At 53.6% G+C, this 27,000-nt stretch carries 26 protein-coding genes; 16 read left to right on the top strand and 10 right to left on the bottom strand.

Annotated features, from left to right (window positions below):
* Positions 1-83: 83 nt before the first annotated feature.
* On the bottom strand, positions 84-1,265 hold the full coding sequence (gene carA, locus V6575_RS00810) for a glutamine-hydrolyzing carbamoyl-phosphate synthase small subunit (protein ID WP_340272084.1): 1,182 nt from the start codon (positions 1,263-1,265) through the stop codon (positions 84-86).
* Between the two features lie 241 nt (positions 1,266-1,506).
* Here carA and V6575_RS00805 point away from each other — a divergent pair, with 241 nt between their 5' ends.
* The 6 genes from V6575_RS00805 to V6575_RS00780 all read left to right on the top strand — a co-directional run bounded on the left by V6575_RS00805 (position 1,507) and on the right by V6575_RS00780 (position 9,161).
* Complete coding sequence (locus V6575_RS00805) at positions 1,507-1,971, top strand: GatB/YqeY domain-containing protein (protein WP_340272083.1); 465 nt, start codon at positions 1,507-1,509, stop codon at positions 1,969-1,971.
* Between the two features lie 190 nt (positions 1,972-2,161).
* Complete coding sequence (dnaG, locus tag V6575_RS00800; RefSeq protein WP_340272082.1) at positions 2,162-4,186, top strand: DNA primase; 2,025 nt, start codon at positions 2,162-2,164, stop codon at positions 4,184-4,186.
* A gap of 435 nt (positions 4,187-4,621) precedes the next feature.
* A complete protein-coding gene (rpoD, locus tag V6575_RS00795; RefSeq protein ID WP_340272081.1) occupies positions 4,622-6,610 on the top strand; it encodes an RNA polymerase sigma factor RpoD in 1,989 nt (662 codons plus the stop codon).
* Between the two features lie 161 nt (positions 6,611-6,771).
* On the top strand, positions 6,772-6,978 hold the full coding sequence (locus V6575_RS00790; RefSeq protein WP_340272080.1) for a hypothetical protein: 207 nt from the start codon (positions 6,772-6,774) through the stop codon (positions 6,976-6,978).
* A gap of 185 nt (positions 6,979-7,163) precedes the next feature.
* Positions 7,164-8,549, top strand: a complete 1,386-nt coding sequence (locus tag V6575_RS00785) for a DUF930 domain-containing protein (protein WP_340272079.1) — start codon at positions 7,164-7,166, stop codon at positions 8,547-8,549.
* 222 nt (positions 8,550-8,771) lie between these two features.
* Positions 8,772-9,161 carry a DoxX family protein gene (locus V6575_RS00780; RefSeq protein ID WP_340272078.1) on the top strand — a complete coding sequence of 130 codons (390 nt, stop codon included), beginning with the start codon at positions 8,772-8,774 and terminating at the stop codon, positions 9,159-9,161.
* 96 nt (positions 9,162-9,257) lie between these two features.
* Here V6575_RS00780 and V6575_RS00775 read toward each other — a convergent pair whose 3' ends face one another.
* The gene (locus V6575_RS00775) at positions 9,258-9,617 is read right to left on the bottom strand and encodes a hypothetical protein (protein ID WP_340272077.1); all 360 of its coding nucleotides are present in this window, start codon (positions 9,615-9,617) and stop codon (positions 9,258-9,260) included.
* 182 nt (positions 9,618-9,799) lie between these two features.
* Between V6575_RS00775 and V6575_RS00770 the strand changes: the two genes are divergently transcribed.
* Genes V6575_RS00770 through V6575_RS00760 form a run of 3 tightly spaced genes read left to right on the top strand, consistent with a single transcriptional unit; the run spans position 9,800 to position 12,211 of the window.
* Positions 9,800-10,252: an ArsR/SmtB family transcription factor gene (locus V6575_RS00770; RefSeq protein ID WP_340272076.1), complete on the top strand. Its 453-nt coding sequence runs from the start codon at positions 9,800-9,802 to the stop codon at positions 10,250-10,252.
* On the top strand, positions 10,249-11,352 hold the full coding sequence (locus tag V6575_RS00765; protein ID WP_340272075.1) for a permease: 1,104 nt from the start codon (positions 10,249-10,251) through the stop codon (positions 11,350-11,352). Before V6575_RS00770 ends, V6575_RS00765 begins: the two co-directional genes overlap by 4 nt.
* Positions 11,353-11,365: 13 nt before the next feature.
* Positions 11,366-12,211 (top strand): transglutaminase-like domain-containing protein, encoded by an 846-nt coding sequence (locus V6575_RS00760; RefSeq protein WP_340272074.1) that lies wholly within the window; start codon positions 11,366-11,368, stop codon positions 12,209-12,211.
* A gap of 11 nt (positions 12,212-12,222) precedes the next feature.
* Here the strand turns inward: V6575_RS00760 and V6575_RS00755 are convergent, their stop codons facing one another.
* Positions 12,223-12,843, bottom strand: coding sequence for a LysE/ArgO family amino acid transporter (locus V6575_RS00755; protein ID WP_340272073.1), 621 nt, complete (start codon positions 12,841-12,843; stop codon positions 12,223-12,225).
* 91 nt (positions 12,844-12,934) lie between these two features.
* Between V6575_RS00755 and V6575_RS00750 the strand changes: the two genes are divergently transcribed.
* The 4 genes from V6575_RS00750 to V6575_RS00735 all read left to right on the top strand — a co-directional run bounded on the left by V6575_RS00750 (position 12,935) and on the right by V6575_RS00735 (position 16,388).
* Positions 12,935-13,828: a LysR family transcriptional regulator ArgP gene (locus V6575_RS00750; protein ID WP_340272072.1), complete on the top strand. Its 894-nt coding sequence runs from the start codon at positions 12,935-12,937 to the stop codon at positions 13,826-13,828.
* A 124-nt stretch (positions 13,829-13,952) separates the two neighbouring features.
* Positions 13,953-14,363, top strand: coding sequence for a ketosteroid isomerase-related protein (locus V6575_RS00745; protein ID WP_340272071.1), 411 nt, complete (start codon positions 13,953-13,955; stop codon positions 14,361-14,363).
* A 185-nt stretch (positions 14,364-14,548) separates the two neighbouring features.
* On the top strand, positions 14,549-15,646 hold the full coding sequence (locus V6575_RS00740; RefSeq protein ID WP_340272069.1) for an NAD(P)/FAD-dependent oxidoreductase: 1,098 nt from the start codon (positions 14,549-14,551) through the stop codon (positions 15,644-15,646).
* Between the two features lie 154 nt (positions 15,647-15,800).
* Entirely contained in the window at positions 15,801-16,388 is a 588-nt protein-coding gene (locus tag V6575_RS00735) for a GNAT family N-acetyltransferase (protein WP_340272068.1), read from the top strand.
* Positions 16,389-16,625: 237 nt separating this feature from the next.
* Here the strand turns inward: V6575_RS00735 and V6575_RS00730 are convergent, their stop codons facing one another.
* The gene (locus V6575_RS00730; RefSeq protein WP_340272067.1) at positions 16,626-17,393 is read right to left on the bottom strand and encodes an SIMPL domain-containing protein; all 768 of its coding nucleotides are present in this window, start codon (positions 17,391-17,393) and stop codon (positions 16,626-16,628) included.
* Between the two features lie 171 nt (positions 17,394-17,564).
* On the bottom strand, positions 17,565-18,617 hold the full coding sequence (locus V6575_RS00725; RefSeq protein WP_340272066.1) for an AI-2E family transporter: 1,053 nt from the start codon (positions 18,615-18,617) through the stop codon (positions 17,565-17,567).
* Between the two features lie 555 nt (positions 18,618-19,172).
* Between V6575_RS00725 and V6575_RS00720 the strand changes: the two genes are divergently transcribed.
* The 3 genes from V6575_RS00720 (at position 19,173) to V6575_RS00710 (ending at position 22,184) form a co-directional block, all read left to right on the top strand.
* Entirely contained in the window at positions 19,173-19,469 is a 297-nt protein-coding gene (locus tag V6575_RS00720; RefSeq protein WP_340272065.1) for a hypothetical protein, read from the top strand.
* A gap of 403 nt (positions 19,470-19,872) precedes the next feature.
* Complete coding sequence (locus V6575_RS00715; RefSeq protein WP_340272064.1) at positions 19,873-21,072, top strand: N-acetyltransferase DgcN family protein; 1,200 nt, start codon at positions 19,873-19,875, stop codon at positions 21,070-21,072.
* Entirely contained in the window at positions 21,069-22,184 is a 1,116-nt protein-coding gene (locus tag V6575_RS00710) for an alanine/ornithine racemase family PLP-dependent enzyme (RefSeq protein WP_340272063.1), read from the top strand. The genes V6575_RS00715 and V6575_RS00710 overlap by 4 nt, the downstream gene beginning before the upstream one ends.
* 87 nt (positions 22,185-22,271) lie before the next feature.
* Here V6575_RS00710 and V6575_RS00705 read toward each other — a convergent pair whose 3' ends face one another.
* Genes V6575_RS00705 through V6575_RS00685 form a run of 5 tightly spaced genes read right to left on the bottom strand, consistent with a single transcriptional unit; the run spans position 22,272 to position 26,992 of the window.
* The gene (locus V6575_RS00705) at positions 22,272-23,168 is read right to left on the bottom strand and encodes a flagellin (protein WP_340272062.1); all 897 of its coding nucleotides are present in this window, start codon (positions 23,166-23,168) and stop codon (positions 22,272-22,274) included.
* Between the two features lie 11 nt (positions 23,169-23,179).
* Positions 23,180-24,565 carry a flagellar hook-associated protein FlgK gene (flgK, locus tag V6575_RS00700; protein ID WP_340272061.1) on the bottom strand — a complete coding sequence of 462 codons (1,386 nt, stop codon included), beginning with the start codon at positions 24,563-24,565 and terminating at the stop codon, positions 23,180-23,182.
* Positions 24,566-24,590: 25 nt separating this feature from the next.
* Complete coding sequence (locus tag V6575_RS00695; protein WP_340272060.1) at positions 24,591-25,052, bottom strand: hypothetical protein; 462 nt, start codon at positions 25,050-25,052, stop codon at positions 24,591-24,593.
* Positions 25,053-25,079: 27 nt separating this feature from the next.
* On the bottom strand, positions 25,080-25,343 hold the full coding sequence (locus V6575_RS00690; protein WP_340272059.1) for a hypothetical protein: 264 nt from the start codon (positions 25,341-25,343) through the stop codon (positions 25,080-25,082).
* On the bottom strand, positions 25,343-26,992 hold the full coding sequence (locus V6575_RS00685; RefSeq protein ID WP_340272058.1) for a flagellar hook-basal body complex protein: 1,650 nt from the start codon (positions 26,990-26,992) through the stop codon (positions 25,343-25,345). Before V6575_RS00685 ends, V6575_RS00690 begins: the two co-directional genes overlap by 1 nt.
* Between the last annotated feature and the right edge of the window lie 8 nt (positions 26,993-27,000).

Here is a 27,000-nt window from a genome sequence, read left to right as displayed (position 1 = left end):
CCATCCAGGTTTCGATCGTTTTTTGGTCTCGCATTCAACCTGCTCCAGATCGACCAGTGCATGCCATTTTATGGGTCTGCACCCTAGGCCGACTTTGCTTCCTGCATGTAGTCTGTGAACCGCTGGAACAGGTAATGGCTGTCGCGCGGGCCAGGGGAGGCTTCAGGGTGATACTGGACTGAGAAGACCGGTTTTCCCTTGAGCTTCAATCCGCAATTGGACCCATCGAACAGTGAGACATGTGTTTCTTCCACTGAATCTGGCAGGCTGGCTGAATCGACTGCAAAGCCATGGTTCATCGATGTGATCTCGACCTTGCCGGTCGTATGATCATGAACCGGGTGGTTTGCACCGTGGTGGCCCTGATGCATCTTCACGGTGGTTCCACCTAGTGCAAGTGCCAGCATCTGGTGGCCGAGGCAAATGCCGAATGTCGGAATACCTTTGTCAACAATTGCCTTGATGGCTTTTGTTGCATATTCACCCGTTGCTGCCGGATCTCCGGGGCCATTCGACAGAAAAACACCGTCTGGATTGTGCGACAGGATTTCCTCGGCTGATGAGGTGGCGGGGAGCACGGTGACATTGCAGCCAGCATCCGTCAGAAGGCGCAAAATGTTACGCTTTACGCCGAAATCCAGGGCGACGACGTTGAATTTAGCCGTATCAGATGCGCCGTAACCCTTGTTCCATTCCCAGATTGTTTCAGACCAGTCATGGGCTTTGGCGGCTGTCACGTCCTTGGCAAGGTCCATGCCTTCAAGGCCAGGCCATTCCGCGGCCATTTTTTTCAAGGCCGGAATATCAAATTTACCATCCGGAGAGTGGGCAATAACGCCGTGGGGCATGCCTTTTTCACGAATGAGGGCTGTCAGAGCACGTGTGTCGACGCCAGAAATGCCAATAAGCTGGCGTTCTTTCAGCCACTGATCAAGGTGACCGGAGGAGCGGTAGTTTACCGGGTCTGTGACGCTCGCGTTCAAGACACAGCCGCGGATGCCTGTCTTGGACGCCATGTCCACGGTTTCAATATCTTCGTCATTGGCGCCAACATTACCGATGTGCGGGAATGTGAAGGTAATGATCTGCCCAGCGTAAGACGGGTCGGTCAGGATTTCCTGATACCCGGTAATCGCGGTGTTAAAACAGACTTCTCCAACAGCTGCGCCGGTGGCTCCGAGCCCTTCGCCTTCAATAACACTGCCGTCGGCAAGTACGAGAAGGGCGGTCGCGGGTTTCAGCGACCATGCGTCTGCAGTCGTCATGTCTTGTTTCCAGGTGTTGTTGGTGACATCATGCGCTGCAGTAAGGCGAGCGGGATCGTGATTCTGAGCCCAGCATAAGCCACCTGCATTAAGGTCGGGACTCTATGGGATGCGGGCTTAATCGTCAATAATCATGATGTTAAAATAAGTCCTTACTATTCAAAGGCTTGGTCGTATATGGGTTGCGGGCTTTATGAATGCGGATTAATGTCCGTCGATTGTTCCGGGTCGGGGTTTAAACATGCGCGATAAGATTGTTACTGCGCTCAAGGAGGCGAAAGCCTCCGGAGACAAGCGTCGTCAGGCGACGCTGCGGTTGGTCCAGGCTGCGATCAATGATCGTGATACCGCTGCGCGTGAAAACGGCCGTGACGGGGTGGTTGACGAAGAAATTCTGGATATCCTTCGAAAAATGGTGCGGCAGAGAAACGTGTCCATTCGTGAATTCGAAGAGGCCGGACAAATTGACCTTGCCGAGCAGGAGCGCGTCGAAAGTTTGATCATTCGTGAGTTCCTTCCCGTTCAAATCAACGGCGATGACATGAAGGCTCTATGCGAGGAAACCGTTCGGGAAATCAATGCTCAGGGTTTGCGCGATATTGGGCGTTGCATGTCTGAACTGAAGTCTCGCTATCCAGGGAAAATGGACTTTGTTCAGGCGTCCTGTGTGGTGAAGGATCTTCTGCGAACAGAGACCAAGGACTGAGCAGTTTTTAGCTCTGCGATCTGTTGTGCGGTTTGAAGCCGCTTGGCGTTCCCCTCCTATTCCTTCTTTGCTATTCTGGCATCTTAGATGGCATATAGGCCATCGGCTCAGCTATGGGACTGGAATAAGGTCCTTTCTGAACTCCCTTATATAAAAACTTGCCCCGTCTTTGGGCAGTCCGGCGAATTAAATGCGTTTCGACAACCATCTTCTGGATGAAATAAGAGCCCGCTTGACGTTGTCCGACCTGGTTGGGCGACGCGTGAGCTGGGACAGACGAAAAACCCAGCCCGGCAAGGGGGATTACTGGGCATGCTGTCCATTTCACCAGGAGAAAAGTCCAAGTTTTCACGTCGATGACCGCCGTAATCGTTACAAGTGTTTTGGCTGTGGGGCGTCAGGCGATCATTTCCGGTTTGTGACCGAGACTGAGGGGCTGAGTTTTCCTGAGGCTGTCGAGCGGCTTGCTGAACAAGCAGGTGTCGCCTTGCCAGCACCTGATCCTCAAGCTGCCCGCAGAGAGCAGAAGCGGGCCAGCCTTGCAGATGTCTGCGAGATGGCGGCCAGGTTCTTTCAGGGAGAATACGCTGGTCCCAGAGGTGTGCAGGCGCGGGCCTATACGAAAAAGCGCGACCTGCTGCCCGAGACACTTGCCGAATTCCGTTTCGGATTTGCCCCCGAAAGCCGTGATGCTTTGAAGAAATATCTGACTGAGAAAAATATCAGCGAAGATATGATGATCGAAGCGGGATTGCTCATCAAGCCTGAGGACGGGCGGCCCTCTTATGACCGCTTTCGCGGGCGTTTGATGATCCCGATCCAGGATGATCGAGGCCGGGTGGTGGCCTTTGGTGGCAGAACCTTGAACCCGGAAGGTCAGCCCAAATATCTTAATTCACCGGAAACGCCGCTTTTTCACAAAGGCGCGATGCTGTTCAATGCTCATCGGGCTCGCGAACCTGCTTTCAAATCAGGTCAGGCTATCGCTGTTGAAGGCTATCTTGATGCGATTGCCTTATGGCAGGCGGATGTTCGCCATGTTGTTGCGACCCTTGGGACGGCCTTCACGGAAGACCAGGTGGTTCGCCTTTGGAAATTTGCCGCCGAGCCGGTTGTTTGTTTCGATGGTGATGCCGCTGGAGCGTCAGCAGCGCATCGCGCGATTGACCGGATTTTCCCGGTTTTGAAAAGCGGTTATTCCTTTCAGTTCTGCTTTTTGCCAGACGGAATGGATCCGGACGATCTGATCAAGCAAAGGGGCCTTGTCGGCTTCGAGGCTGAAATCGCGGGTGCGCAGCCGCTGTCCGATGTGGTTTGGGATCGTGAAATCAATGCGGCCCGGATCGATACGCCAGAGCGCAAGGCTGCTCTGGAAAAACGGTTTGAAGATCTGGTCGAGTCAATTCGGGATGATCGTGTCAAGCGGCGCTATCAACTCGATCTCAAGTTCAAACTGTCGAATTTATTCTTCCAGCAAGCGCGGCAGGGCGGTCGAAAAAGCGGCAGTCAGGGCAATTCCTTTTCACAAAAAGGCAGGGGTACGGGCAAGGGCCGAGACCAGCATGAAGAGCAGCCGGTTGGTCGGCCTGCGCGCATTTCTGCGCCGGATAGTCCGATGTTTGGCATCGAACGCCTGGTGTGCGGGCTTTGTGTCCGCTACCCGCTGTTGCTTGATCGCCATCTGGAACGCATTTCCAGCACTTGGTTTTCGGAAGACTTGCACAGGCGGTTCCGAGATGCGCTCTGCCGTCTTGCAGACAACCTTGATGACACTCCGGCATCCGTATTGGTCCGCTCATTTGATGAGCCTTTGCACAAGCTTTTGTCTGAAGTTATTGAGGAAACGGCACTTCCGGGCGAACCACGGGAAAAGTCTGACGGATTTTCAGCTCTCGTTCAGCGGTTTCCACTTTTGCGAAACAGTCCTCCCGAAGACTTTATCGAGGCGGTTTTCATTCATTTTCTGGACGTCCTGGAATTGACGGCCCTTGAAAATGAGCTGGACATGGAAATGCAGGCTATCGAGACAGAGTTGGATGAAACGACCTGGGCGCGTGTGCAGGCTTTGACTCAGGACCTGAAGCGGAGGCGTGAAGAATGCGCGCGGGAAGAAGCTGAGCTTGCCGAGCGCGCGAAGAAAATCCGTATTTCGCCTCCAGCTGCTGTGCCTCTGATTTCCAATGACCAGCCGTCCGGAGATGTTGCAGTCGGCTAATAAACCTCTTTTTGATGGCTAAGGTCTTGGAATATGCATTTTTTTGCCTGTTTTTGATTGACCTGTGCCGAATCACACTTGCGAATCGCAAACGTCGAGCTACATAGAGACCTTGTAGCGTGAAACGCCTTGGACGGGCCAAAGTGCCCCCGGCGAATAGTCTTATCAGGACGCTGCAAATCCATTCGATGCACCTTGCGGTGAATGCTTGGCATTTCCGCGAGTTAGGTTACGTGTAAATTGATGATTGCGTAAAATTTGCGCGGCGTAAAATTTTCACGGTTAATCGGGACTTAAGGGACAAGGCTTACAAACCGAATCACAGGTAACCGTCTACGGCTGCGCAGCTTTAAGCTTTGCGCGCTGAGGGTGGTTCGGGGGTTAAGACAATTCAGGCGCGACGTGGTCCATTGGGCCGCGATTCTGGAGCGAAATATGGTAACCAAGGCGAAAAAAGCAGACGACACTCAGGAGAGCAGTGCAGAAGGCCAGGATGGTCCTTTGCTTGATCTGTCGCATGCTGCCGTAAAGAAGATGATCAAAGCCGCAAAAAAGCGCGGCTATGTCACTTACGACGAGCTCAATGAAGTTCTGCCTTCGGATCAGAATTCTTCGGAAAAAATCGAAGACATAATGTCCATGTTGTCCGACATGGGCATCAATGTCATCGAAGCAGAAGAAGCTGAAGAGAGCGCGAGCGAAGTCGAAGGCGGCGACCTTGTTGCAGCCGGTGCGACTGCGGTTACAAAGACAACCACGACAAAAGAGCCGACGGACCGAACCGATGATCCGGTTCGCATGTACCTTCGCGAAATGGGCTCTGTTGAGCTTCTGTCTCGCGAGGGCGAAATTGCGATTGCCAAGCGCATTGAGGCTGGCCGCGAGGCGATGATTGCAGGGCTGTGCGAAAGCCCGCTGACCTTCCAGGCCATTATCATCTGGCGGGATGAGTTGAATGAAGCTCAGGTGCTGCTGCGTGACATCATTGACCTTGAAGCGACTTATGCTGGCCCTGATGCCAAGAACGGCCCTGCCGTTGCCAATGACGATGATGAGAACGGTGAAGATAAGCCGGAAGACGAAGAAGCAAAAGACGGCGAAGCAGAATCCAACAACGACAATGATGATGACGAGGACGATGATGAGTTCGAGTCCAATGTCTCCCTGTCGGCTATGGAAGCCGAGCTGAAGCCTGCGGTTCTGGAAACCTTCGACCGTGTTGCTGACAGCTACAAGAAACTGCGCCGCCTGCAGGATCAGCTGGTTGAAAACAAGCTGGCCAACAAGACTCTCTCGCCGTCCCAGGAGCGTCGTTACAAGAAGCTCAAGGAAGAGATCATTGTTGACGTCAAGAGCCTGTCGTTGAACCAGCATCGTATCGATGCTCTGGTTGCCCAGCTCTATGACATCAATAAGCGCTTGATGGGTTATGAAGGCCGTTTGCTTCGTCTTGCCGACAGCTACAACGTCGACCGGGGCGACTTCCTGAAGCAGTATCAGGGCGCTGAGCTTGACCCGAACTGGCTGCGCAAGGTTGCAAGTCTGTCGACACGCGGCTGGAAGAACTTCGTTGCCAAGGAAAAAGACCACATTCGCGACCTGCGTCATGAAATCCAGACGCTGGCCACTGAAACCGGTCTTGAGATTACAGAATTCCGCCGCATTGTTTCGATGGTTCAAAAAGGCGAGCGTGAAGCACGCATTGCCAAGAAGGAAATGGTTGAGGCCAACTTGCGTCTCGTGATTTCCATCGCCAAGAAATACACCAACCGTGGCCTGCAGTTCCTCGATCTCATTCAGGAAGGCAACATCGGCCTGATGAAGGCGGTCGACAAGTTCGAATACCGCCGTGGTTACAAGTTCTCCACCTATGCGACCTGGTGGATCCGGCAGGCGATCACCCGCTCGATTGCCGATCAGGCCCGCACGATCCGTATTCCGGTGCATATGATCGAGACGATCAACAAGATCGTCCGGACTTCGCGCCAGATGCTGCATGAGATCGGCCGTGAGCCAACCCCTGAAGAGCTGGCTGAAAAGCTGCAGATGCCGCTGGAAAAGGTCCGTAAGGTCCTGAAGATTGCCAAGGAGCCTATCTCCCTTGAAACGCCAATCGGCGATGAGGAAGATTCACATCTGGGTGACTTCATCGAGGATAAGAACGCCATTCTTCCAATCGATGCGGCGATCCAGTCGAACCTGCGTGAAACAACGACACGGGTTCTGGCTTCACTTACGCCGCGCGAAGAACGTGTTCTACGCATGCGCTTCGGCATCGGCATGAACACCGATCATACGCTGGAAGAAGTCGGACAGCAGTTCTCGGTGACCCGCGAACGTATCCGTCAGATCGAAGCCAAGGCCCTGCGCAAGCTCAAGCACCCGAGCCGCTCTCGCAAGCTCCGGTCTTTCCTGGACAGCTAAGTCCATCTGGATTTTCAAATGTGACAAAGCCCGGTGGAAACGCCGGGCTTTTTTGTTTCGGTGTGTTGGGCGTCACAGGCACGCGTCTGCAGGGCAGGCTACCTATTGGCCATCGGTGCAGGAAAAGCCTGCGCCCCAAATTCGGAAGTAAGGGAAACACCATGTTTAAGAAGTCCATGATTTCTGCGATTGCAGTTGCTGTTTTGGCAACGTCTTCTGCCACTATCGCCGCCACATCGGCGTTTGCTACGAGCGACGTACAGAGCGTCTCTGAAGCTGCCAATACACCTTTGTCTGTTACCAAAGAGGTTCTGCGCTTTGCGGGCAACGAAGAGGCTAACCGGCGCGTCGAAATTGTCTTTGGATGAGGGGAAACTCAGCCCATCCTTCGCTAACTTGGTGAAGGAATAGGTTTTTACCATTCAACAAAAAGCCTGGCGGTGACGTCGGGCTTTTTGTTTGGCTCAATTGACGGTATTGATTTGGTCCTATTTTGGCCGGATTCGGAGCGCCCGGTCAGGTTTCTTGAATCCCATGTAAAGGCAACAGCTTTTTGGCTTCTGACGCCAACCTTTCGAACACAATTGCGACGAAGGATGCGCCGGTGGAAGAGGCGCGGTCCTCTTGGCTGGCAATGCTCAGCTGGGGTGGAGCTGTGTCTTTGGCCCTGCATCTGCTGATCGCGGCTGTGCTGATTTTCAATGTGAATATTCCTCTGCCTGAACCGACCCAGACCCCGATTGAGGTTGAGCTGGTTCCGCCACTAGAGCCTGCGCCAGAAGTTGAGCCAGAAGCTGAGAAAGCGCCGGAAGAACAAGCGGTAGAGCCAGAGGAATTGCCCGAGCCGCCAGAGAAGCCTGAACCACCTGAACCTGAAGTCACAGAGGAGGAGGTGCCTGAGCCTGCGGAAGCACCGCTCCCGCCCGAGCCCGCACCTGAGCAGCAAGAAGCGCCAGAGCCGCAAGAGCAGGCTGACAGTGTCCCGACGACGCTGCCCGTGTTGCAGCCGGTCGTGGAGTTCGGAGATAAGGACGGTGGGTCCGAAGATGCCCCGGACGGAAATTCGGCGGAAGAGGTCGAAAGTGAGGATCTGGCAAAGCCCGACGTGACGGAGCCGGATGTTGTCGAGCCCGAACCTGAGCTCGCTGGATCGGAAGAGGTCACAGCCGAGGAACTTGAGACTTCGGAATCTGAAGCCGAGCAGGCTGAGGTGACGGAGACCGAGCCGGAAGAGGCCGAGGCGGAGGTTGCAGAGACGGAGGCTGAGCCTGAGATCGAAGACGCTGCAGATGCGCCAGAAGTATCTGAGCTTTCAGAAGAGCCTCCGGTTGAAGACGCAGCGGCCAATCCAAGCGATGATGCTGATGCGTCGGATCCAGAGACGGTTGTTCTGGCTGAGCCGGATCCGCTGGGCGATGTGGCGACGGACGCGGCACCGGTGGTTGAAGACTTCGGCGTCGTAGGGAAGATTGAAACCAAAGCGGCACCTTCACCCAAGCCACCCGCGCCCAAGCGCGACGCGCCAACGAAGCGCACGGCAAAAAGCCAGCAGTCGCCTCGATCAGGCAACAAACCGCCGCTTGCACGGGCACGTCAGCTTTTTTCTCGCGATATTCTGGGCGACACGCGAGCGCAGACCGCGATGAACGGAATGCCAGCGGAGCAACGGCTGAACCTTCTTTGCATGACCGAGCTTAAAGCGCAGCTGACCAACTTTGACCCCAGCCGCCCGCCGGACATGTTGCCGTCATTCCGGCCAAGTCCGGGAACCGTGCTGGAACCGGGCCGTGCGGCCTATCGTTCGCGCGGTGTCTGGTATGATCTGGGGTTCCGTTGTAAGACCGATCAGGGGGTGAGGCGGGTCGAGACTTTCTCCTTCCGCATCGGCCCCCCCATTCCGCGCAGCCAATGGTCCGAACGGGGCCTGCCGAGTTTTTGAGCGCTTGGTGTCTTGGCATCTTTTCCTCAGCGTGTTTCGTCTAACGCTCCGGGGGGGGGCAGTCGGGCAAAGCCGTTTCGGCAATAACACGTGGATCTGTGAAATGACGGTTTTCCCCGGTTGCTTGGCGGGTTTTGTCAATCGGTGCTTTGCGTGCGCCGCAGCGGCAGATTAACGTCCAGTCGGACGCAAGATAAAAACATTCAAGTGGAAGAAACGCCGATGACTTTTCTAAAACCTTTTTCGCCCTATCTGCTCAGTGCGATGCGGATCGCGGCGGGTCTTTTGTTCCTGCAGCATGGCGCATCGAAATATCTCAGTATTCCTGTGACGCAGATGTCCGGTGTTGAGCCGACATCCCTGCCGGGAATCGCAGGCGGCATCGAGTTGATCTGTGGTGTGTTGATTGTTGCTGGCCTGTTCACTCGGTTTGCAGCGTTTTTGGCCAGTGGCACCATGGCCGTTGCCTATTTCATGGTTCATGCGCCGAACAGCCTTTACCCGATCCTGAATGGCGGCGAGTTGGCAGCGCTTTACAGCTTTGTCTTTGTCTATCTGGCAGCGGCTGGCCCAGGCCCGATCAGCCTCGACCGGATCATTGGTCGCGGGTAAAGGGTGCCGTGGCTAACGGGGCCGCGGCTAACGGGTTCTGTTTGATCTGATATGAACTAATTTAGGGGCGCTGTACCAAGAGTGGTCAGCGCCCTTTCAGGTTTTGCTTTCTTTTAAAAATGTTCGGAACATCCAGCCTTTGCCGCCTTTGAAAGTCACGTGGCACCAAAGACCCTGACAGGTGTCGGTGATGCGCAGGTCGCAGCGGCCAAGGGCCAACCGGTAGAGGACGTTATGTCCATCCGGGTGATCCAGCACTGGTGCCTTGCCATACATGGCGACCTTCGAGACGCAGTAATTCGTCTCATTTTTCCGCAAAAAATCTGTGCCGGCAAAGCCATGGCCGTGTGCGTTGGGCGCTGCTGCTCCAAGAGCGAGGCCAAAGGCCAGAACCTTTGCGGAGGCTAGACCTCTGTTGGTCCGACTGTTTGTTTTGCCTTTTAAAACCAGTTTCAAATTGCCTCTCCGACAATTGCTCTGAGTGACTGTCCGACGCTGCTTTGCCGTCGTTTTGCTATGTGCCAGCTCATTATATCAGAGTACAGGCTAGGTGCTTTCGGCGCGTTCGACCAGCCTTTGGTGTGTTTGTGGCAAATTTTCTCTTGACTGCTTGCAAAAGAAACTAAATAACTAGAAATATGGTTATATCACAAAAGACTGCTCATCGCTCATCCGGGCACGACCAAAACGTCAACGTTCCTGAGGTGAATTCCAATCATGGGGCTGGCCAGATTCCTTATGGGCCTCCCGCAGCGTGTCCGGACATCGAGGTCGCCGCGCAAGGCTTTGCGGCTCTGGGGTCAGAGTCGCGGCTGGAGGTTGTGCTCACTCTGGTCAAAGCCGGGAAAACGGGATTGACGGTTGGCGATATTCAAACCCGGACAGGCATGGCGGCCTCCACTTTGGCCCATCATTTGAAGTTCTTGTCGTCAGCCGGGCTGGTCATGCAGGAAAAAGTTGGCCGGGCCGTGATCAATCGTGCGGCCTTTGATCATCTTGAGGGTCTGGCCAGCTACATCATGAAGGAATGTTGCGTGGATGAGCGCGAAAGTCCGCAGAACTGTTGCGCCGATGAGGAGATTGACGAATGACTGATGCTCCCTTTTCACCGACAAAATCAGGATGCTGCGCGCCGGAAGGCGATAGCTGTTGTTCCGGCAAAGTCGAGACGTCCAGTTGGGCCGATTGGCAAAGGTGGAAGCCGTGGGTGATGACGCCCTGGACGGTGGTTTTTGTGGTTCCGGTTCTGGTCTTTGTGTGGGATCAGGCGCGGACTTTGGAGGTGATCGAATTCGCGGTTCGGGCCTTCGCCAGCACGCTGCCCTATGTTGTTTTTGCCGTGCTTTTGATCGCTTGGCTGAAGGCTGCCGGGGCTGAAGGGTATATTGCCAAAGCCTTTGAAGGGCGGGAGTGGCAAGCGATCTGTCTGGCAGCACTGTTTGGCGGGCTCGCACCGTTCTGTTCTTGTGAAGTCATTCCGTTTGTGGCCGGACTGCTGGCTGTTCGCGCGCCTCTTTCTGCAATCATGGCTTTCTGGTTGTCCTCGCCGCTGATTGATCCTCCGACGGTTCTGATCACGGCTGCTGCCCTTGGCTGGTCCTTCGCGATTGGCAAAGCAGTCTTTGCTGTCAGCCTCGGATTGTTTGGTGGTTTGATGGTGGCTGTTGCGCTGCGGGTCGGTTGGTTTGGCAACCCGGTGCGGGTCGGAGGTCCTTCGACGGCAAGCTGCTGTGGTGCATCCGCGAAGACGGGCAAGCCTGTCTGGCGGTTCTGGTCTGAGCCGGAGCGGGTATCCCAGTTTCGTACTGAGTTGAAGATCAACGCCTTGTTTCTGGCCAAATGGCTTGCGCTGGCCTATGTGCTGGAAGCGCTTCTGGTGACCTATGTTCCAGCCACCCTGATTGCAGGTATTGTCGGCGGTGAGGGCGTGGTTCCGATCTTTGTTGCTGCGCTGGTCGGAATGCCAGCCTATCTCAACAGCTATGTGGCTCCGCCGCTTCTGGCCGGGTTGGTCGAGCAGGGGATGAGCAATGGTGCAGCGATGTCGTTCATGATTGCGGGAGCTGTCAGCTCAATTCCGGCCATGGCGGCTGTTTGGTCACTGGTTCGACCGCAAGTCTTTGCAGCCTATCTTGGGCTTGGCTTGTTTGGGGCTGTTACCTCAGGGTTGATCTTTCAATGGGTGGTTTGAAAAGAGTCGTTTGGTGTCTGTGATTGTTGTTGAAGTCAAAGTGAATACAGCGGGGCGTGACGGCCAAAAGCTGCTCGTACCCGTTGGGATAACGACCGCGCATCAGATGCCTCTGCATTTTGCGGTTACCGGTGGCAGGTTCAGCCTGAGTTGTGAAACGACGACCGGCCAGATGGCCGCCGTGATCCAGCCGGAGGGCGGCAGTGATGTCACGCTGGCCTATCGTTTCGGTGAGATGGGATTGACCTATCCTGACAACATGTTTCAGTCGCGACCGAGCCGTTTTACACGGGCAGCTGAGGCACTTGTCGCTGATGCAAGGCGGACGGCGAACCTTGCCGCTGATGGCCATGCCGCGATTGCGACTATCGTGGCAGAGACAGCAGAGAAGTTCACCTATGGCCATGTGGATGTGCGGTTCAATGATGGGCTGGATGTCATCCCTCATCTTGGCTGCGGCCTGACGAAGGGCTCTTGCGTTGATATTAACACTTACCTGATCGCTTCTCTTCGTTCTGCCGGGTTCGAAGCAGGGTATGTCACAGGTTATTTCTTCCCGGTGGAAAAGAATGGCACCTGCTCCGACATGCATTGTTGGGTGGTGACTCGACATGATGGCGTGGTTCTGGAATGGGACATCGCCCACCATATGAAAATGGGCAAAAAAGAAATCTGCTGTGGGCTTAATCCCAAGCCCGGCCAGCGTGTCGCCATGGCCCACTCCATGGGTCTGGACTTTCCTGAACTGGGCGTTGTCGAAGCAAAGCTGCTGGCCGAGCCGGTCTGGGTGGGGGAGGGCGGCGCACTTTACAAGTCCTCGCTCGAAATAAGCATGAGGCCGGAGGAAGGATCTGATTAACCGTGATCTATCTATGCGCCATTAGTTACCAGACTCAATGCTAACGTGAACATCACGACAGCTATGATTGCGTCGAGGACCCGCCAGGCCGAGGGGCGGGCGAAGATCGGGCGCAGGAGCTGCGCGCCGTAGCCCAGCGTGAAGAAGAACACCAGCGAGCCGAGGCAGGCTCCAATTGTAAAGGCAGGTTGGTGACCCGGATATCGGCTCGCAATCGACCCGATCAGGATGACCGTGTCGAGATAGACGTGTGGGTTCAAAAACGTCAGGGACAGTAAGATCGCAAGGGTTGCTGCAAGGCTCATGGGCCGTGCGTCTGCCGGCGCCAGAGCCTTACTTCCGCGTATGCCCTGAAACAAACTGCGCAGCCCGTAGAGTGCCAAAAAGACTGCTCCGCCATACCGCAATGCAGGTTCAATTCCTGGCAAATAAGCGGAGATTATGGTCAGGCTCGTGACGCCCAAAATGATCAGTAACGCGTCACATAGCGCGCATGTGGCGCAGACCCAGAAGACGTGCTCGCCTCTCAGTCCCTGACGCAAGACAAAAGCATTCTGCGCGCCAATGGCGACGATCAGCCCCAGGGACAGCAAAAAACCGGAAACGGCAGCAGTGAATGCGGCGGGCACCATGGAAAGTTCCTCAAGATGTGACGAACCTTTGACTATTGGAACTGGAATGATTAGAAAAATTAATAATATTATCTCTGATTAAGTTGTTCTAATGAAGATTGATCCTGGACAATTGAATGCGGTCGCGGCAGTTCTGCGCAGTGGCAGCTTTGAAAAGGCAGCTCAACGGCTGTCGGTGACGCCTTCTGCAATCTCGCAACGGGTCAAGGTGCTGGAGGAGCAGCTTGGTGTTGTGTTGATTGTGCGCGGCTTGCCGTGTCATGCGACACCCGCGGGTAGTCGCATTTTGCGGCATGCAGAAGAAGTGGCTTTGCTGGAGCGTTCGTTGAGTGCGGATATTGGCGGGGCGGATCATAGTGAGGCGTTCCCAACTGTTCGAATTGCGGTGAATGCGGACAGTCTGGCGACCTGGTTAGTACCGGCGATGGCGGCGTCTGGTGATCTCCTGTTCGATTTGCAAATCGATGACCAGGACCACAGTGCCCACTGGCTTCGTCACGGTGATGTGCGGGCTGCGATCAGCGCTGATGAGGCCCCGGTGCAAGGCTGTGACTGTGTTCCCCTTGGAACCCTGTCTTATCGGGCGACAGCGAGCCCGGAGTTTATGGCGCGTTGGTTCTCGGCAGAAGTTACGTTGGAGACACTTTTGATGGCCCCGGCGATGATCTACAATTCGAAAGACAATTTGCAGTCCAACTGGATGAAGCAAACCTTCGGGCATGAAGTCTCTCCGCCGTGCCACTGGCTTGCCTCAACTCATGCATTTGTCGATGCCGCTGTGGCGGGCCTTGGCTGGGGCATGAACCCGGAACCACTTGTGCGCGATTTGATCAAGGCGGGGGACCTGGTTGAACTGGTGCCGGACGCATCCTTGTCCGTGCCGCTTTATTGGCATGTCAGCCGATCTGCATCCAAAGGCCTTGTCTCGCTGACAGATGCGGTTCGAAAAGCTGGCCGGGAATATCTTCAACCACTCGAAGCGTGACTTTACGTTCATAAGCTTATCTGTTCAGCCATTGCAGACCATCGCAGCGCTTGCGAACCGGCGATGCTGAGGGCAAAGTTGTTGTTAAATCTACCTGATGATCATCCCAATGAGAGATTGCGAAATGCCCAACAAGTCCAGTCGCCAGCTGATCGAAGCCTATTACGCAGCCTTTAATGCGGGCGATACCGATGCGATGCTGTCCTTGGTGACCGATGATGTCGCTCATGATGTGAACCAGGGTGAACGCCGGTCGGGCAAGGGACTTTTTGCCGAGTTCAATGCTCATATGACCCGCTGCTATCGGGAGAAGCTGACCGATATCGTGATTTTCGTTGATGAAGCCGGTGCAAGAGCTGCCTCCGAGTTTATCGTCAACGGCGAATACCTCGCGACGGATGAAGGGCTTCCAGCGGCGAACGGTCAGACGTATCGGCTTCCCGCAGGAACGTTTTTTGACCTGCGCGATGGAAAGATATCGCGTATCACCACCTATTATAACCTGGAAGACTGGATGGCGCAGGTGACGGGCTGAGCCATCGGTTGCGGCCAGTTTGCTTTTCAGTCCAGTGTGGTCTTGTCGAAAGAGTTGGAATGCGTGGCCTTATTTGCTGACGCGCCTGCTTCCTGAGGATATGGAATGACCTTGCGACCGGTTATGGTTTGCGCGACGCTGCAACGCGCGTAGTGTTTTCTGGCGCAATTTCAGAAAGTTCTTTCATGCATGTCATCGTTGTCGGAGCCGGTATCTCTGGGCTTTCCACCGCATGGTCCCTGGTCAAAAAAGGGGCGTCTGTCACGCTGTTGGAACAGGGACCTATCCCTAATCCGCTATCAGCGTCAGGCGATCAGCACAGGATTATCCGGCGCGCCTATGGTGGTCAGGGCGGGTATCAACGGCGGATTAGCGAAGCCTATGATGCTTGGGATGAAATGTGGGGCGACGTCGGCTCCAAGCATCTTGTCGAAACCGGATTTCTGCTGTTGTCCCAGGAACCTGGTGACGAGGCTGAGGAATACCGCGAGGGGCTTGTGCAAGGCGGTTATGCTTTTGAAGACATGAGTTCGGTTGAGACTGCTGCGCGCTATCCGTTCGTTGATCCGGACACAATCCGGTTTGGGGCTGTCAGCGCGGAAGGCGGGGTTCTTCTATGCCAAAAGATCGCTGTCTCATTGCGTGATTGGTTGCGCAAAGCTGGCGCAGATGTTCGCGAGAATTGCCGGGTTGCCTCACTTGATGCAGAGAACGGTGTGGTGCGACTTGAGAATGGTGAAGAGCTTACCAGTGACCGTGTTGTGGTTACTGCGGGGGCCTGGGTCCTGGGATTGTTGCCTGAGCTTGGGACGTCCTTGACCACGTATCGAACAGCGGTTGCCTATCTGGTGCCGCCTGAAGACCTGAGATCTCACTGGGAAAAAGCCCCGGTTATTCTGGATGTCGGCGGTAAGGTTGATGGCTATGTGTTGCCTCCGGTGGCAGGTACCGGTCTGAAAGTCGGTGCCGGTATTCACAAACGGAAGAGCGAACCTGATCAGGACCGCGTGGCCGCGCCGGGAGAAGGCACGATTGTGCGCAATTATTTTGGACCGCCTTTCGCACGTATTGAGGAATACCGCGTCAGTGATGTTGTGACGTGCGCCTACACCTTTACCGCTGACACTCATTTCTTTGTCAGAGAAGTAGGCAAGGTGATCGCTGTATCTGCTTGCTCCGGTCATGGATATAAATTCGGCGCTGCCGTCGGTCGGCGAATTGCCTCTGGGATCTTGAACAACAAGGTGGATGATGCCCGTATCTGGCTTGAAGCCAGAGATTGACGCAGAGGATTTTTTCTGTCGGTCAGGTTTTCGCATGGTTTGATCTCCTGAGTGAGTGAAGGAGGTCGCTTCCGGGCAAAATCGTACGTTTGCCTGTTGATTTTTAGTTCGATGCCATTGATGTTTGTCAGCTTGGGAGACGTTAGGGGTTAATATGGCAATTCAAATCAAGATCTTGAAGGGGGACGAGCTCAAGGCTGCATTGCCGGAGCTTGCGGAGCTCAGGATCAAGGTTTTTAGAGACTGGCCTTATATTTACGATGGCAACATGGACTATGAGGTTGGCTATCTGTCACGATATGCCGACACTGAAGGTGCCTTGATCGTGGGGGCGTTTGATGAGGGACGTCTTGTGGGGGCTGCAACAGGCGAGCCTCTCGAACAGGAAGTCATCCAGTTCCGTGCGCCATTCGAAGACAAGGGTCTCAGTCCCAAAGAAATTTTCTACCTGGCTGAATCGTTGCTGGAGCCGGCTTATCGAGGCCAGGGGATAGGCCATCTGTTTTTTGATGAACGGGAAAAACATGCAAGGTCATTGGGGTTTGCCAATGCTGCCTTTTGCGCAGTAATCCGCCCGGACAATCATCCTTTGAAACCCGATGATTATACTTCTCTCGATGGATTTTGGCGCAAACGCGGCTACGAAAAAATGGCCGGCGGGATCGTACACTTTCCCTGGCAGGACGTTGGGGATACTTCGGAAACAGAGAAGCCTATGCAGGTGTGGATCCGCACTCTTTAGATCCTTGTTCAGTGTCTTTATTCAAGAGCTGTGCGCTGATCGATGAGGGCGAGGAATGCGTAGTTCTGAATATGCCTTTTACAAAGGCTATGCCGAGATCTGATCAGATGAGACCCGGGGTGCGAAGGCAATCATCTTGTCTCAGGATTTAAGGACCCAGAAATTGACATGAAGACGGCCGGTCTCTCGTCCGGCCGTCTTCTTATTTTGTCAGGTCATTTTCGGTTGATACGCCGCTTACTGAACGAGTTCCCAAACAATGGTTATGTTTGAGCTGAGAGTCTCTTCACCAGCCTGGATCGGCACGGGTGCACTGTTCATCATCATTTTTTCCGCGCGCATGGCATAGGGGCGAGGAGCGGCTGTGCCTGCTTCCGAGATGGACAGGATACGGCCAAGCTTGACACCAGCGGCCTCTGCATAGAGTTCAGCTTTTGCCTTTGCATTCGCAACAGCGGCCTTGCGGGCTGTGTCCAGCATTTTGTCTGCGTTGCTCACCTGGAAGTTGATGCCATTGATTTCATTGGCACCTGAGCGGACGACTGTGTCGAGAACAGAGCCGAGCTTGCTGAGATCCCGAATGTTCACCGTTACACCGTTTGAGACTTGGTAACCTATGATTTTGAGCGGCTGATCAGGTTCGTTCCGACGGTCTGCATAGCGTGGGAAAATTGAAAAGCCGTTGGTTTGAATATCTCTTGCCTCAATCCCGGCTGCCTTGATGTCGGCAATCACCTTGTTCATGGCTTCGGTGTTCATGGAGAGGGCTTCAGGAGCTGTTTTCGCAGGTGTTACGACTCGTGTTGTCACGACGCCCATATCAGGAGCCAGAGAAATTTTGCCCTGACCTGAGATTGTGATTGTCGCAGGCTCCTGTTGGTTCTGGGCATGTGCAGGCGCTGTTGTGAGGGGAGCCGCAACCATAAGTGCTGCGAGCAATAGTGCTGCAGTTGGCCATTTTGATGCGGAAGACCGGTTTGCAGAATGGAGCGGGAATTTGAACATGAAACCTCACGAAATGAATGCGTTTGCTTAACGTCCGGGACAATTTTATGAACCCGAACGCTGCGGCATAACCTGAGCCGCTGTTATCGAGATGCCTACCGTGACGGTTGATTGCGTCACAGCCAAGGCGGTCCGGTTCAGCATCGGTTCAGGTTAGGCGAAGGCTTCGAACTATTTTTCCGTAAGATCGCCAATGTCGCCATTTGCTGAGAGCAGCACTGCAATGGGTCTGGAGCCGCTGAATTTCGAGCAGACGATCAGGATGAGCACGGTCAGGGGCACGCAGAGCACCATGCCCACAACACCCCAGATTGCTCCCCAGAAGGCCAGCGAAAGCATGATCACGATGCCGGATAGATTTAGGCTCGAGCCCATCAGTTTTGGCTCAATGAGGTTTCCGATCGCGAACTGGATTGCACCAAGTCCGGCAACAATTATGACGAAAGGCCCGAGCGTATCGAAATAGGCCAGTGACAGCAGTGCGGGGAAAATCACGCTGATCATTGATCCAATGGTCGGGATGTAGTTCAGCAGGAAGGCAATAAAGCCAAAGAGCGCGGCATAGGGCAGGCCGATGGTTGTCAAGGCAATGCTGGTCAGCAAGCCGGTGGCCAGGCTGACAACCGACTTGATGCCAAAGTAATGCATGATTGATCGATTGATTTCTTCACGTACAGCAAAGGCGGACTTTGCCAGTTCCTTGTTGGCAAACAGCTTCTCGAATTTCCGGTCAAAGGTGGACTGCTCTAACAGCAAGAACAGCACATAGATGAACACAAGAGACGCTGATCCGGCGATTGTCGTCAGGAAACTGGCGCCAGCGGTGACCATTTTCGGCACCATGGCATCAGGGAGAAAATCCTTTAGCTCCAGCGGGTCGTTCAATTTGACCAGGGAGGCCACGTGATGGAAGATTTCTTCCAGTCGCGCCTGGTAGGTTGGTGCATCGCGTGTCAGCTGGGCGAGATTGACTGCCACCATGTCGAGCACAAACGTGGCCGCGATGAAGATCGACAGGAGTGATAGTGGAAAGGCGACCCAGCCCGGAAGATGCCACGGTCCCAACGGAATGTGCTTAAAGCCATGGGATAGCGCGTTGATCAGATACCAGACGATCAATGCAATGACGAAGGGGAGGAGCAGGGCTCGCCCGGTCACCAGCAGCCATCCGACCAGGCACACTATGATAAGGCTCAAGGTGATGCTGAGCAAAGTTGGTCGCATGATCGGGTCTCCGGATCGTCAAGAATTAGCGTCAAAGACCTACACGTTTCATGAAGTCTTTGGAAGCATTGTCCGGATTAGTTTTAACTTAGCTTCAAATTCGCAGTTATGCTCTTAAGATAATGATTTTATAGGATTATTCTATTTCTGATTGGATAAATTTTCTGCGTCAGTGATTGGTTCGGTTATCTCTGCTGCTAGGGAATTGAATGCACGTTTCCTTATTAGAGGGTCAACCCAAAGTAATTGGAAAATATTATAGAAAATAATTCAGGAATATACTGTAATTGTTTTAAGTGTTTTTTTGAGATATTTATGTCGAAATAAAATTGATTGAAAATAGATATAGACATTATTGAGTTTTTGTTTCATTATATATTTTCTAAATTCTAATTTTGTGCTTTCATAAAATTAAATAATTTGACTGAGCGTTAATTCTGACGCCAGTTTTCGCGTTTTGACGTTTGTCAAACGAAAGGTTGTTCCATGCAATTCCCACAAATACTTCAAGGTGAGTCGTTAACTCGTCTTCTGCAAGGAACGGCTTTAGGTGCTGTGATTGCGATAACTGTTGGATTTGGATGGGGTGGTTGGGTGCTCGGCGGAACTGCGGCGAAACAGACTGCTGATGGTGCAAAGAGCGCTGTCGTTGCTGTTCTGGCGCCAATCTGCGTGGATAAATTCCAGAACGCCAATGACGCTGCTGGCAATCTGGAAAGTCTCAAGAAAGAGTCATCTTATCAGCAAGCCAGTTTTGTTGAAAAGGGCGGATGGGCCATCCTGCCTGGCAATGAAAAAGCTGAAAGCGGCGTTGCAAGAGCCTGCGCTGCAATCCTCAACGACTTGAAATAATCAACGAGCAAGCGACCGCACAGTGCGTGTGCGGTCGTGAAACTGACGACGATATTAATCGGCTGAAACAAGTTTTCAGACCGGTGATTGCGACCTTTGGTGCGCAATCATGCGCCTGATATTCTCTAAAAAATCGAGAACAACAGACAAGAGTAGCATAGCCAAATTCCTGAGAATTTCCCGTTTAGCCTGGATCGCTATTTGATCTGCCAGAACGGGTTGAAATGCTCCGTCTTGTTGAGCTGACAAGCAAACTTATCCGCCACTGCGGAGCCGCTATCATTCAAAAATGACGGTTTCGTCTTACGGCGAATGTACCTTCGCTTTGCTCTTCAGCAGGCGTCAAGGCGCTCGATTGAATACGCAATTCTGCATTTTTAAGTGTCCGCGCCAAGGAGCCGCAATGACCAAACTTCCACTTAATGGACCTGAAACTGCAGGCCAAGTCATTCACCTACCCTTTGCGCAGAAACCTGCTGCACCGCGGGACATGTCGGGCTCACCTCTGGCAGACAAGACGAATGCTACAGCGATTGTCTATTGCGAAGCGAACTTCGGTGCGCTCGATGGCAAGACAGCCAACGGCCTGGTGCGACATTCTGAAAAGTACACAATCCTATCGGTCATCGACAGTATGAAAGCCGGTCTTGATGCCGGTTCTGTGCTGGACGATAAGCCCAACGCAATTCCGATATATCGAGATCTTGATGATGCTTTGGAAAAGACCGACGGCATTCCGGATTATTTTATCTATGGAATGGCGCCCGCAACAGGCATGTTGTCGACCAGTGAACGTGCGGTCGTGCTTGATGCGATCAATCGTGGTATGAACATTGTCAATGGGCTGCATGAGTTTCTCAATGACGATCCGGAATTTGTAGCGGCCGCCAATACGGCAAATGTTGTCATTCAGGATATCCGTAAGCCCCGACCCAAGAATGAACTCCGGCAGTTTAGTGCCCGTATCAATGACCTGAAGTGTCGCCGCATTGCAGTCCTTGGTACGGACTGCGCCATTGGCAAGCGGACGACTGCCAGCATTTTGACCCGGGCGCTCAACAAACACGGCATCAAAACTGTGATGGTTACCACTGGGCAGACGGGTAAAATCCAGGGGGGACGCTATGGCGTTGCACTTGATGCAGTCCCTTCACAGTTCTGCTGCGGCGAGTTAGAGGCGACCATTATTGAAGCCAGCGAAGGTGAAAACCCGGACGTTATCATCATCGAAGGGCAGGGCGCACTTAGCCATCCGGCATTTTGCACCTCGGCTTTCATTTTGCGCGGCAGTGTTCCTGACGGTGTGATCTTGCAACATGCACCCCGTCGGGCGCATCGTTGTGATTTTGAGACCATGAAAATGCCGACACCACGATCCGAGATTGATCTCATTCAGGCTTTTGCTGACACTACGGTCATTGGACTGACGGTCAATCATGAGCACATGTCTGATACGGATGTGAGTGCCGCCATCACGCGCTATGAAGCTGAACTTGGTATTCCGGTCACTGATGCCCTGACGCGTCCAACCGAGCATCTGGTGGACATGGTTCTGTCGTCATTCCCGGAACTTGAAAGGAAGCAAACTGCTGCAGTGGTGTGAGCACGCCACGACTGGAGTTTGATCTCAAGAAGATCCACCATAATGCATCTGCCCTGGGCGCTCGACTTGAGCGCTTGGGGATTTCTGTCACCGGCGTGACGAAAGCCTGCATGGGGCAACCGCGCTACGCAAACATACTGCTTTCATCTGGCGTAAGCTCGCTCGGCGACTCCCGTATTGAAAACATCGAGACGATGCGGCGAGGGGGCGTATCTGCGCCAATCACTCTGATACGCTCGCCGATGCTGAGTCAGGTTGATCGTGTCGTCAGGCATGCGGACACAAGCTTCAATTCTGAGCAAGATGTCATCAGCGCACTGTCGGCTGCGGCCTTAAAAGCCAAGTGTCGTCATAGTGTCGTGCTCATGGTTGAGCTGGGCGATCTGCGGGAAGGAATATTGCCAAGGGACCTTTTGGCAGTCGCACGACAAACCCTTGATTGTCCGAATATTGACCTGAGGGGCATTGGCACGAACCTGGCCTGCCGGAGCGGTGTTGCACCCGACAGCAAGAACATGGGCGAGTTGTCTCGTCTGGCAGATATGCTTGATACCGCTTGCGGCCCTGTCACCAGCGTTGTTTCAGGCGGAAATTCGAGCAATCTGAAGTGGGCCCTGTCAGGGGCCGACATCGGCCGGATCAACAACCTCAGGCTGGGCGAGGCCATTCTTCTCGGGCTGGATCCACTTGACCGGTCGCCCATCGCTGGCCTTCACACTGATGCCATTACGCTGGTCGCGGAGGTTATTGAATCCAAGTTAAAGCCATCCCAGGCTTGGGGCGTGATCGCACAGACCGCATTTGATGATCAGGTTGAGACGAGAGACTGCGGCACCATCAATCAATCCATTCTGGCCATTGGACAGCAAGACATAGACCCTGATGGCCTCACACCGCCGCACGGTATTGAAATTCTAGGTGCCAGCAGTGATCACCTTATGCTGAACACTGGCAAACACTCAGTGGCGGTGGGCTCGGAGATTGAGTTTCAACTCAATTACAGCGCATTGCTGCGCGCCATGACCTCTCCCTTCGTTGCCAAGAAATACATGAAGCCGATCAAAGAGACTTCGATGCGCTCTGATTTCCTGATAACTTCATTGGCAAGTTGAGATCCATTCCGAATTGATCGGGGGCGAATCCTCAATAACTTGCTACGCGAAACAGCAAACCTGGGCCTGTTTTAGCGTCCTGGCGTTTTAGCGCAGATACTCGAGAACGCTGAGGCTGGTGAGCTTGCCGAGGGCCGCATAGCTGGCCTCTAACTGGGTCTCATAATTTGTGGCCTCGACTGCCACGGCAGCGATGTCCACGGAAGCAAGTGTAGTGGCCATTTCCTTCGTCGAGGCGATGTAATCTTTCTGGTTTTCGATATAGGAATCCAAGACTGAAGACTTTGTGCCAGCTGTACTCTGCATGGCTATGATCTGGTCCTGAGCCTCGATCAAAAGGGTATTAGCCTCTTCGAGATCTTCCGATTCGAGAGGGGATGCATTGGCGATGTAGGATAAGACACGCATGGATTTTTCAAGACCAGATGCATCTGCAGTGATGCCATAGTCTATGCTGCGGTCTTGTCCAAGATGGACAGTTTGAGTGTAGTCGTCACCATTGTAGTAGGAGCTGTCTACGACGCTGAGTGATGTTACAGAATAGCCTGAGATGTCCACCGGGGCTGTTTCGGTCGCGCTTCCGGCGAACAGATAGCGTCCGTTAAGCTGAGTGTTCAGCAGTGAGGACATATCTTCCAGCATGGCCTCTGCTGTTGTCTGCAGCGTCTCTGTCGACACCCCTGTTGAGGCGGATGACAGGTCGGAGCGTAACTTTGTCAGGTTGTCGCTCATTGACCCAAGTGCATCATAAATGACCTCAATGCGCGTTTGAGCTTGTTCTGCAGCCGAGAGGGTTGCCTCTGCGCGTGAGACAGAGACTTCCAGATTGACGACTTTGCCCGCGGTGCTGCCCAGTCCGGCATAGTCTGTTGAGACCCTGCCGGTTGACTGCTGCATTTGCTTTTCCGCCAGCCGGGCCTGTGTCGTCATTGCGTTCTGCAAGACGTTGGAGGTTTGGGCAAAAGTAGACACTCGCATGCCCATGATCTGATCTCCTATCGAACGGCTGCTAGCAGATCATCAAACATTTCCTGGATGATGCTGAGGATTTGCGATGAGACTGAATAAAGCTGCTCAAGTTCTGACATGCGCGTTACTTCCTCATCGACGTTGACGCCATAGGATGAGGAGATCGTGTCTGTAATGGTTCTCAGCTCAGTTTGTGTCTGCTCAAGGTCACTGGAAGCCATGTTCGTTTCGGACACTATTTGAGACAAGATGTCTGAGGCGTAGGAGGCGAAATCTGTTGTTCTTGCTCCCAGTTTTCCAGCTTCGTCAAAATCCGTATCCCCTTGAAGGGCATCGAGCATGGATTTGACTGTTTCTTCTGGCCGTCCAATGTCCAGCAGCGTTTCCGGATTGGCAAGCAGGTCTTCATTCACTGCAATGTCGGAAGAATCCGAGCCGGTCAGAAGATCAGGAATGACTGCGTTGAGACTGGTGATCAAGCTTGTTGCCAGCTCATCAATCATGTCTTGCGATGCTGGAAGGGTTTCATCTCTCAGCTCAAGTAGTCCGCCGATTGCGCCTGTGTTGATGCTATCCGTGATGTCAGTGCCATCTACCGATATTCCGGACAGGCCAGAATTGGAATCTGGACCATTATAGGTTTTGCCAGCGTTGATGGTGCTTGAGTTGTCGAACTCCAACGTATGTGCGTCGGCTCCAACGAGGACCTGACCAGACGTTGTATAGACCTTCATGGTTCCGTTAGAACTCTCGAAGCTTGTTACTCCGAGACTTTCGGACAGGGAGACCAGGGCTGTACTGCGTTGATCTTCAAGGTTTGCAGTGCTTTGTCCCTGAGCTTTCGCCTCAAGGATCTGGTCGTTAAGACGATCAATCTCGACGATTGCGATGTTGGCTGAGCGGACGCTGGATTCGATTTCACTGTCAGCGTCTTCCCGCAACGCCTGGACCTTTGTGGACAGGGTGTTCAGTTCCGATGTTACTGTGTCCAGGCTGCTCAAGGTCGCATAGGCTAGGCTCGTGCTTTCTGGCGTTCCAAGCAGATCAGAGACAGACGTTTCGAGGTCTGCAATTTTACTGGCAAGAGAGACGCCTGTGTCGTCGCTGCTTGTTGTCACACCGAGTGCCGACTGGAGGCTGTCGAGATAGTCAGCCGTCTTCTGTGCAGCGGCCGTTTCTGAGGTGGCCGATGTGAGCTGTTTTGTAAGGAGGCGGTTCACTCCGGATTGGATCGCACCAACTGATACGCCACTGCTTCCGCCAACGTATTTCTCAGCGGTCGTCGAAGCTTCTTTGCGAGTGTAGCCCTCGGTGTCGGCATTTGCGATGTTCGACGAGGTGACGGATAGTTGCACCTGAATTGCTGAAAGAGAGCTCGATGCAATTTGGCTGGAGGCGCTGAGCGTTGTCATAAGCAGATAGCTCCTTGCAGGCGGGTCAAGCCTCTCTTACAGGCCGCAGCGATACGGGTTCCGCAGGCCGGGAATCGTATTTTCCATTTCCTGAATAGGCAGATTGGGTTTGGCTTTCTTCTCGCACGACCCGCATGATGGTCTCGACACGGCGGTGGCTGGTCAGTTTCGCTTTTTCGAGATGGCGCGTGTTCTCGGCCAGGGCGACAGACAGTTCCCGATTGCGCTCCAGCATTTCTTCAAACAGCACCGGAGTTGCCTGCAGCAGGACGTGCTTTTGTGTTCTTACGGTCGTGATCCAGTTTTCGTATTCTTTAACCAAGGCTTGTTTGCGCACTACAAGATCCGCGATTTCGATGCGTCCGCCTGCCTGAAGGCGCTCGTTTTCTTCCTCCGTCACTGAGATGATGTCTTCAGCAACCTTAATCATATGCAGTATCGAGGCGTCGAGTTTGGCCAGGGTGTCCGGAGAAAGGGAAACTTGCATGTGATGTGTCCTTGGTTTCAAAACGTATCAGGAACGGTTTGACCGCGCCCTATTTGCCTGGTTGAGATAGGCTCCAGCTGCCTGACTGGCTGAATGTGCAAGTGAGAGCTCTGCAGTGATTTCATGGCCTTTTGCTTTCATCTCGCGAATAAGCTCCTGAAGCTCATGTTTGAGCAAAAGCAAGTTGAGCTGACCTGCCTGAGTTTCGGCTCGCTTCTCCAGCTGACCAAGTTCCGAAGTCAGTCGGCGCAAGCGAAGCACGTGGTCATCAGGGCTGGCGGGAGGTGTCATTATCTAACCGCATCCAGCAGCTTGTCGAACATGCTGTTGGCCGTCGACATGATCTGCGAAGAGGCTGAATAAGCCTGCTGAGCGGTCAACATACTGCTGAATTCTTCGCTCGTATCGGTCGTGCTCGATTCAAGCCGAAACCCTTTGATGGACCCGGCACCGTCATCTCCAGCTTCGTGTAAGGTGCTGTTTCCAGACGTGGAGCTGCGTGAATAGATGCCGCCGCTGCTTTCAGACAACCCATTCGGGTTGCCGAAAGTTGCAACCGGGATCTTGTAAATGACGCGATCTTCACCGTTGTCGAAGAAGGCTATGACTGATCCATCATCTGAGATTTCAACCGCGCTCAGTGTGCCGTAGGCAAGACCGTCCTGCGTCACCTTTTTCAAATTGATATCTGGTGTGGTTTCATCAGAGGCGTGCTGAGTCAGGCCATTGTCATCACCAACCGTTCCAAGGTTCAGTGAAATTTCACTGTCAGCGGCCCCGGTTGTCCAGTTTGAGATCTCAAATGTTGGCGGAGAAGGATTGGTTGACGCAAGCGAGCCGTCCTCATTGAAGGTGATCGCTATCGGAGTTGAGGATGTTGTGCCTGCTGCTCCGCCGGAAGAGGACAGAACAGGATCAGAGAGAACCATTTCCCATGAGTTCTCTCCTGTCTTTGTCCAACGCGCTTCAACCGTTGCACCGGTGCCGAGGGAATCAAAGACTTCAAGCGATGTGGTAAAGGTCGAGCCGTCATTGTTGGTCGTCGTGCCCGTAACCGTCTCTGTGCCATCTGCTCCAGCATCAGCGATGCCAATAGTTGCAAGATTGGCAGTCGTTAGTCCGGTGTTTGTTCCGCCGACACTGACATTGTCTATGGTGATGCTGGCGGTTGCACCGGCTGCATTACTTGCCAGTATTAAGCTGCCGCCTGCATCGATCGATGCACTTACGCCAGTTGTGGCGGTCTCCGCATTAATGGCTGCGGCAATGTCGCTGACGGTAATCGCGCCGGTCGTGCTTGTGCCAGCTGTTGCTGTGATCGACGTCCCATTAATATCGAACGAGAGGGTGTCACCATCATCAGCTGCGATATCGGACGAAAGGGCGGTGGTGATGGATGGAGATGTCTCAATCGTCTCAGGCCCTACTGCATCGGCGGGCAAATTGGCTTGAATTTCGATTGAAGTGGTCGCTTCCACCGAACTCTGGACGCTGTCCAGATCAATTGGGGCTAAAGCGTTTTCGCTGGCTCCGCCGGTTACATTACCTGCGTTATCTGTTGGCCACCCCATAAGATAGTAGCCGTTGTTTTCCAGATAGCCGTCGCTATCGATATCAAACTCACCATTGCGAGTGTAATAGGTTTGACCGTTCTGATTGTCGTCGGTAACAATGAAATACCCATCGCCCTCGATGGCCAGATCAGTGGCATTTGTTGATTCTGCAAGCAGGCCGCCTACTGTATTGTTTGACCTGTTCGTTGCCGTAACACCACCACTCGAGCTGCTGCCACTTCCTGCGACCAGACTGGAAAAACTCGTGTTTCCCGCTTTGTAGGCTGTTGTCTGGGAGTTGGCGAGGTTGTCCGATATATTCGCCAAGGCCTTGCTCTGCGCAGAGAGCGAAGACGTAGCGGCATTCAATGCACCCATGAGGCTCATGAGTCTCT

The organism is Roseibium algae (assembly GCF_037783265.1).
In the GTDB taxonomy this organism is placed as follows: Bacteria; Pseudomonadota; Alphaproteobacteria; order Rhizobiales; family Stappiaceae; genus Roseibium; species Roseibium algae.
The sequence above is the reverse complement of the archived record's forward strand: the minus strand, read 5'-3'. Positions and strand labels throughout refer to the sequence as shown.

Bases quoted from the DNA above. Each gene is read 5' to 3' on its own strand.
- V6575_RS00725 (WP_340272066.1), bottom strand. From the start codon at position 18,617: ATGCGACCAACTTTGCTCAGCATCACCTTGAGCCTTATCATAGTGTGC.
- V6575_RS00685 (WP_340272058.1), bottom strand. From the start codon at position 26,992: ATGAGCCTCATGGGTGCATTGAATGCCGCTACGTCTTCGCTCTCTGCG.
- V6575_RS00780 (WP_340272078.1), top strand. From the start codon at position 8,772: ATGACTTTTCTAAAACCTTTTTCGCCCTATCTGCTCAGTGCGATGCGG.
- V6575_RS00740 (WP_340272069.1), top strand. From the start codon at position 14,549: ATGCATGTCATCGTTGTCGGAGCCGGTATCTCTGGGCTTTCCACCGCA.
- dnaG (WP_340272082.1), top strand. From the start codon at position 2,162: ATGCGTTTCGACAACCATCTTCTGGATGAAATAAGAGCCCGCTTGACG.
- V6575_RS00695 (WP_340272060.1), bottom strand. From the start codon at position 25,052: ATGCAAGTTTCCCTTTCTCCGGACACCCTGGCCAAACTCGACGCCTCG.
- V6575_RS00755 (WP_340272073.1), bottom strand. From the start codon at position 12,843: ATGGTGCCCGCCGCATTCACTGCTGCCGTTTCCGGTTTTTTGCTGTCC.
- rpoD (WP_340272081.1), top strand. From the start codon at position 4,622: ATGGTAACCAAGGCGAAAAAAGCAGACGACACTCAGGAGAGCAGTGCA.
- V6575_RS00745 (WP_340272071.1), top strand. From the start codon at position 13,953: ATGCCCAACAAGTCCAGTCGCCAGCTGATCGAAGCCTATTACGCAGCC.
- V6575_RS00805 (WP_340272083.1), top strand. From the start codon at position 1,507: ATGCGCGATAAGATTGTTACTGCGCTCAAGGAGGCGAAAGCCTCCGGA.
- V6575_RS00750 (WP_340272072.1), top strand. From the start codon at position 12,935: ATGAAGATTGATCCTGGACAATTGAATGCGGTCGCGGCAGTTCTGCGC.
- V6575_RS00790 (WP_340272080.1), top strand. From the start codon at position 6,772: ATGTTTAAGAAGTCCATGATTTCTGCGATTGCAGTTGCTGTTTTGGCA.
- V6575_RS00765 (WP_340272075.1), top strand. From the start codon at position 10,249: ATGACTGATGCTCCCTTTTCACCGACAAAATCAGGATGCTGCGCGCCG.
- V6575_RS00730 (WP_340272067.1), bottom strand. From the start codon at position 17,393: ATGTTCAAATTCCCGCTCCATTCTGCAAACCGGTCTTCCGCATCAAAA.
- V6575_RS00715 (WP_340272064.1), top strand. From the start codon at position 19,873: ATGACCAAACTTCCACTTAATGGACCTGAAACTGCAGGCCAAGTCATT.
- V6575_RS00770 (WP_340272076.1), top strand. From the start codon at position 9,800: ATGGTTATATCACAAAAGACTGCTCATCGCTCATCCGGGCACGACCAA.
- V6575_RS00705 (WP_340272062.1), bottom strand. From the start codon at position 23,168: ATGGGCATGCGAGTGTCTACTTTTGCCCAAACCTCCAACGTCTTGCAG.
- V6575_RS00690 (WP_340272059.1), bottom strand. From the start codon at position 25,343: ATGACACCTCCCGCCAGCCCTGATGACCACGTGCTTCGCTTGCGCCGA.
- V6575_RS00735 (WP_340272068.1), top strand. From the start codon at position 15,801: ATGGCAATTCAAATCAAGATCTTGAAGGGGGACGAGCTCAAGGCTGCA.
- flgK (WP_340272061.1), bottom strand. From the start codon at position 24,565: ATGACAACGCTCAGCGCCTCCAGCCAAATTGCATCGAGCTCTCTTTCA.
- carA (WP_340272084.1), bottom strand. From the start codon at position 1,265: ATGACGACTGCAGACGCATGGTCGCTGAAACCCGCGACCGCCCTTCTC.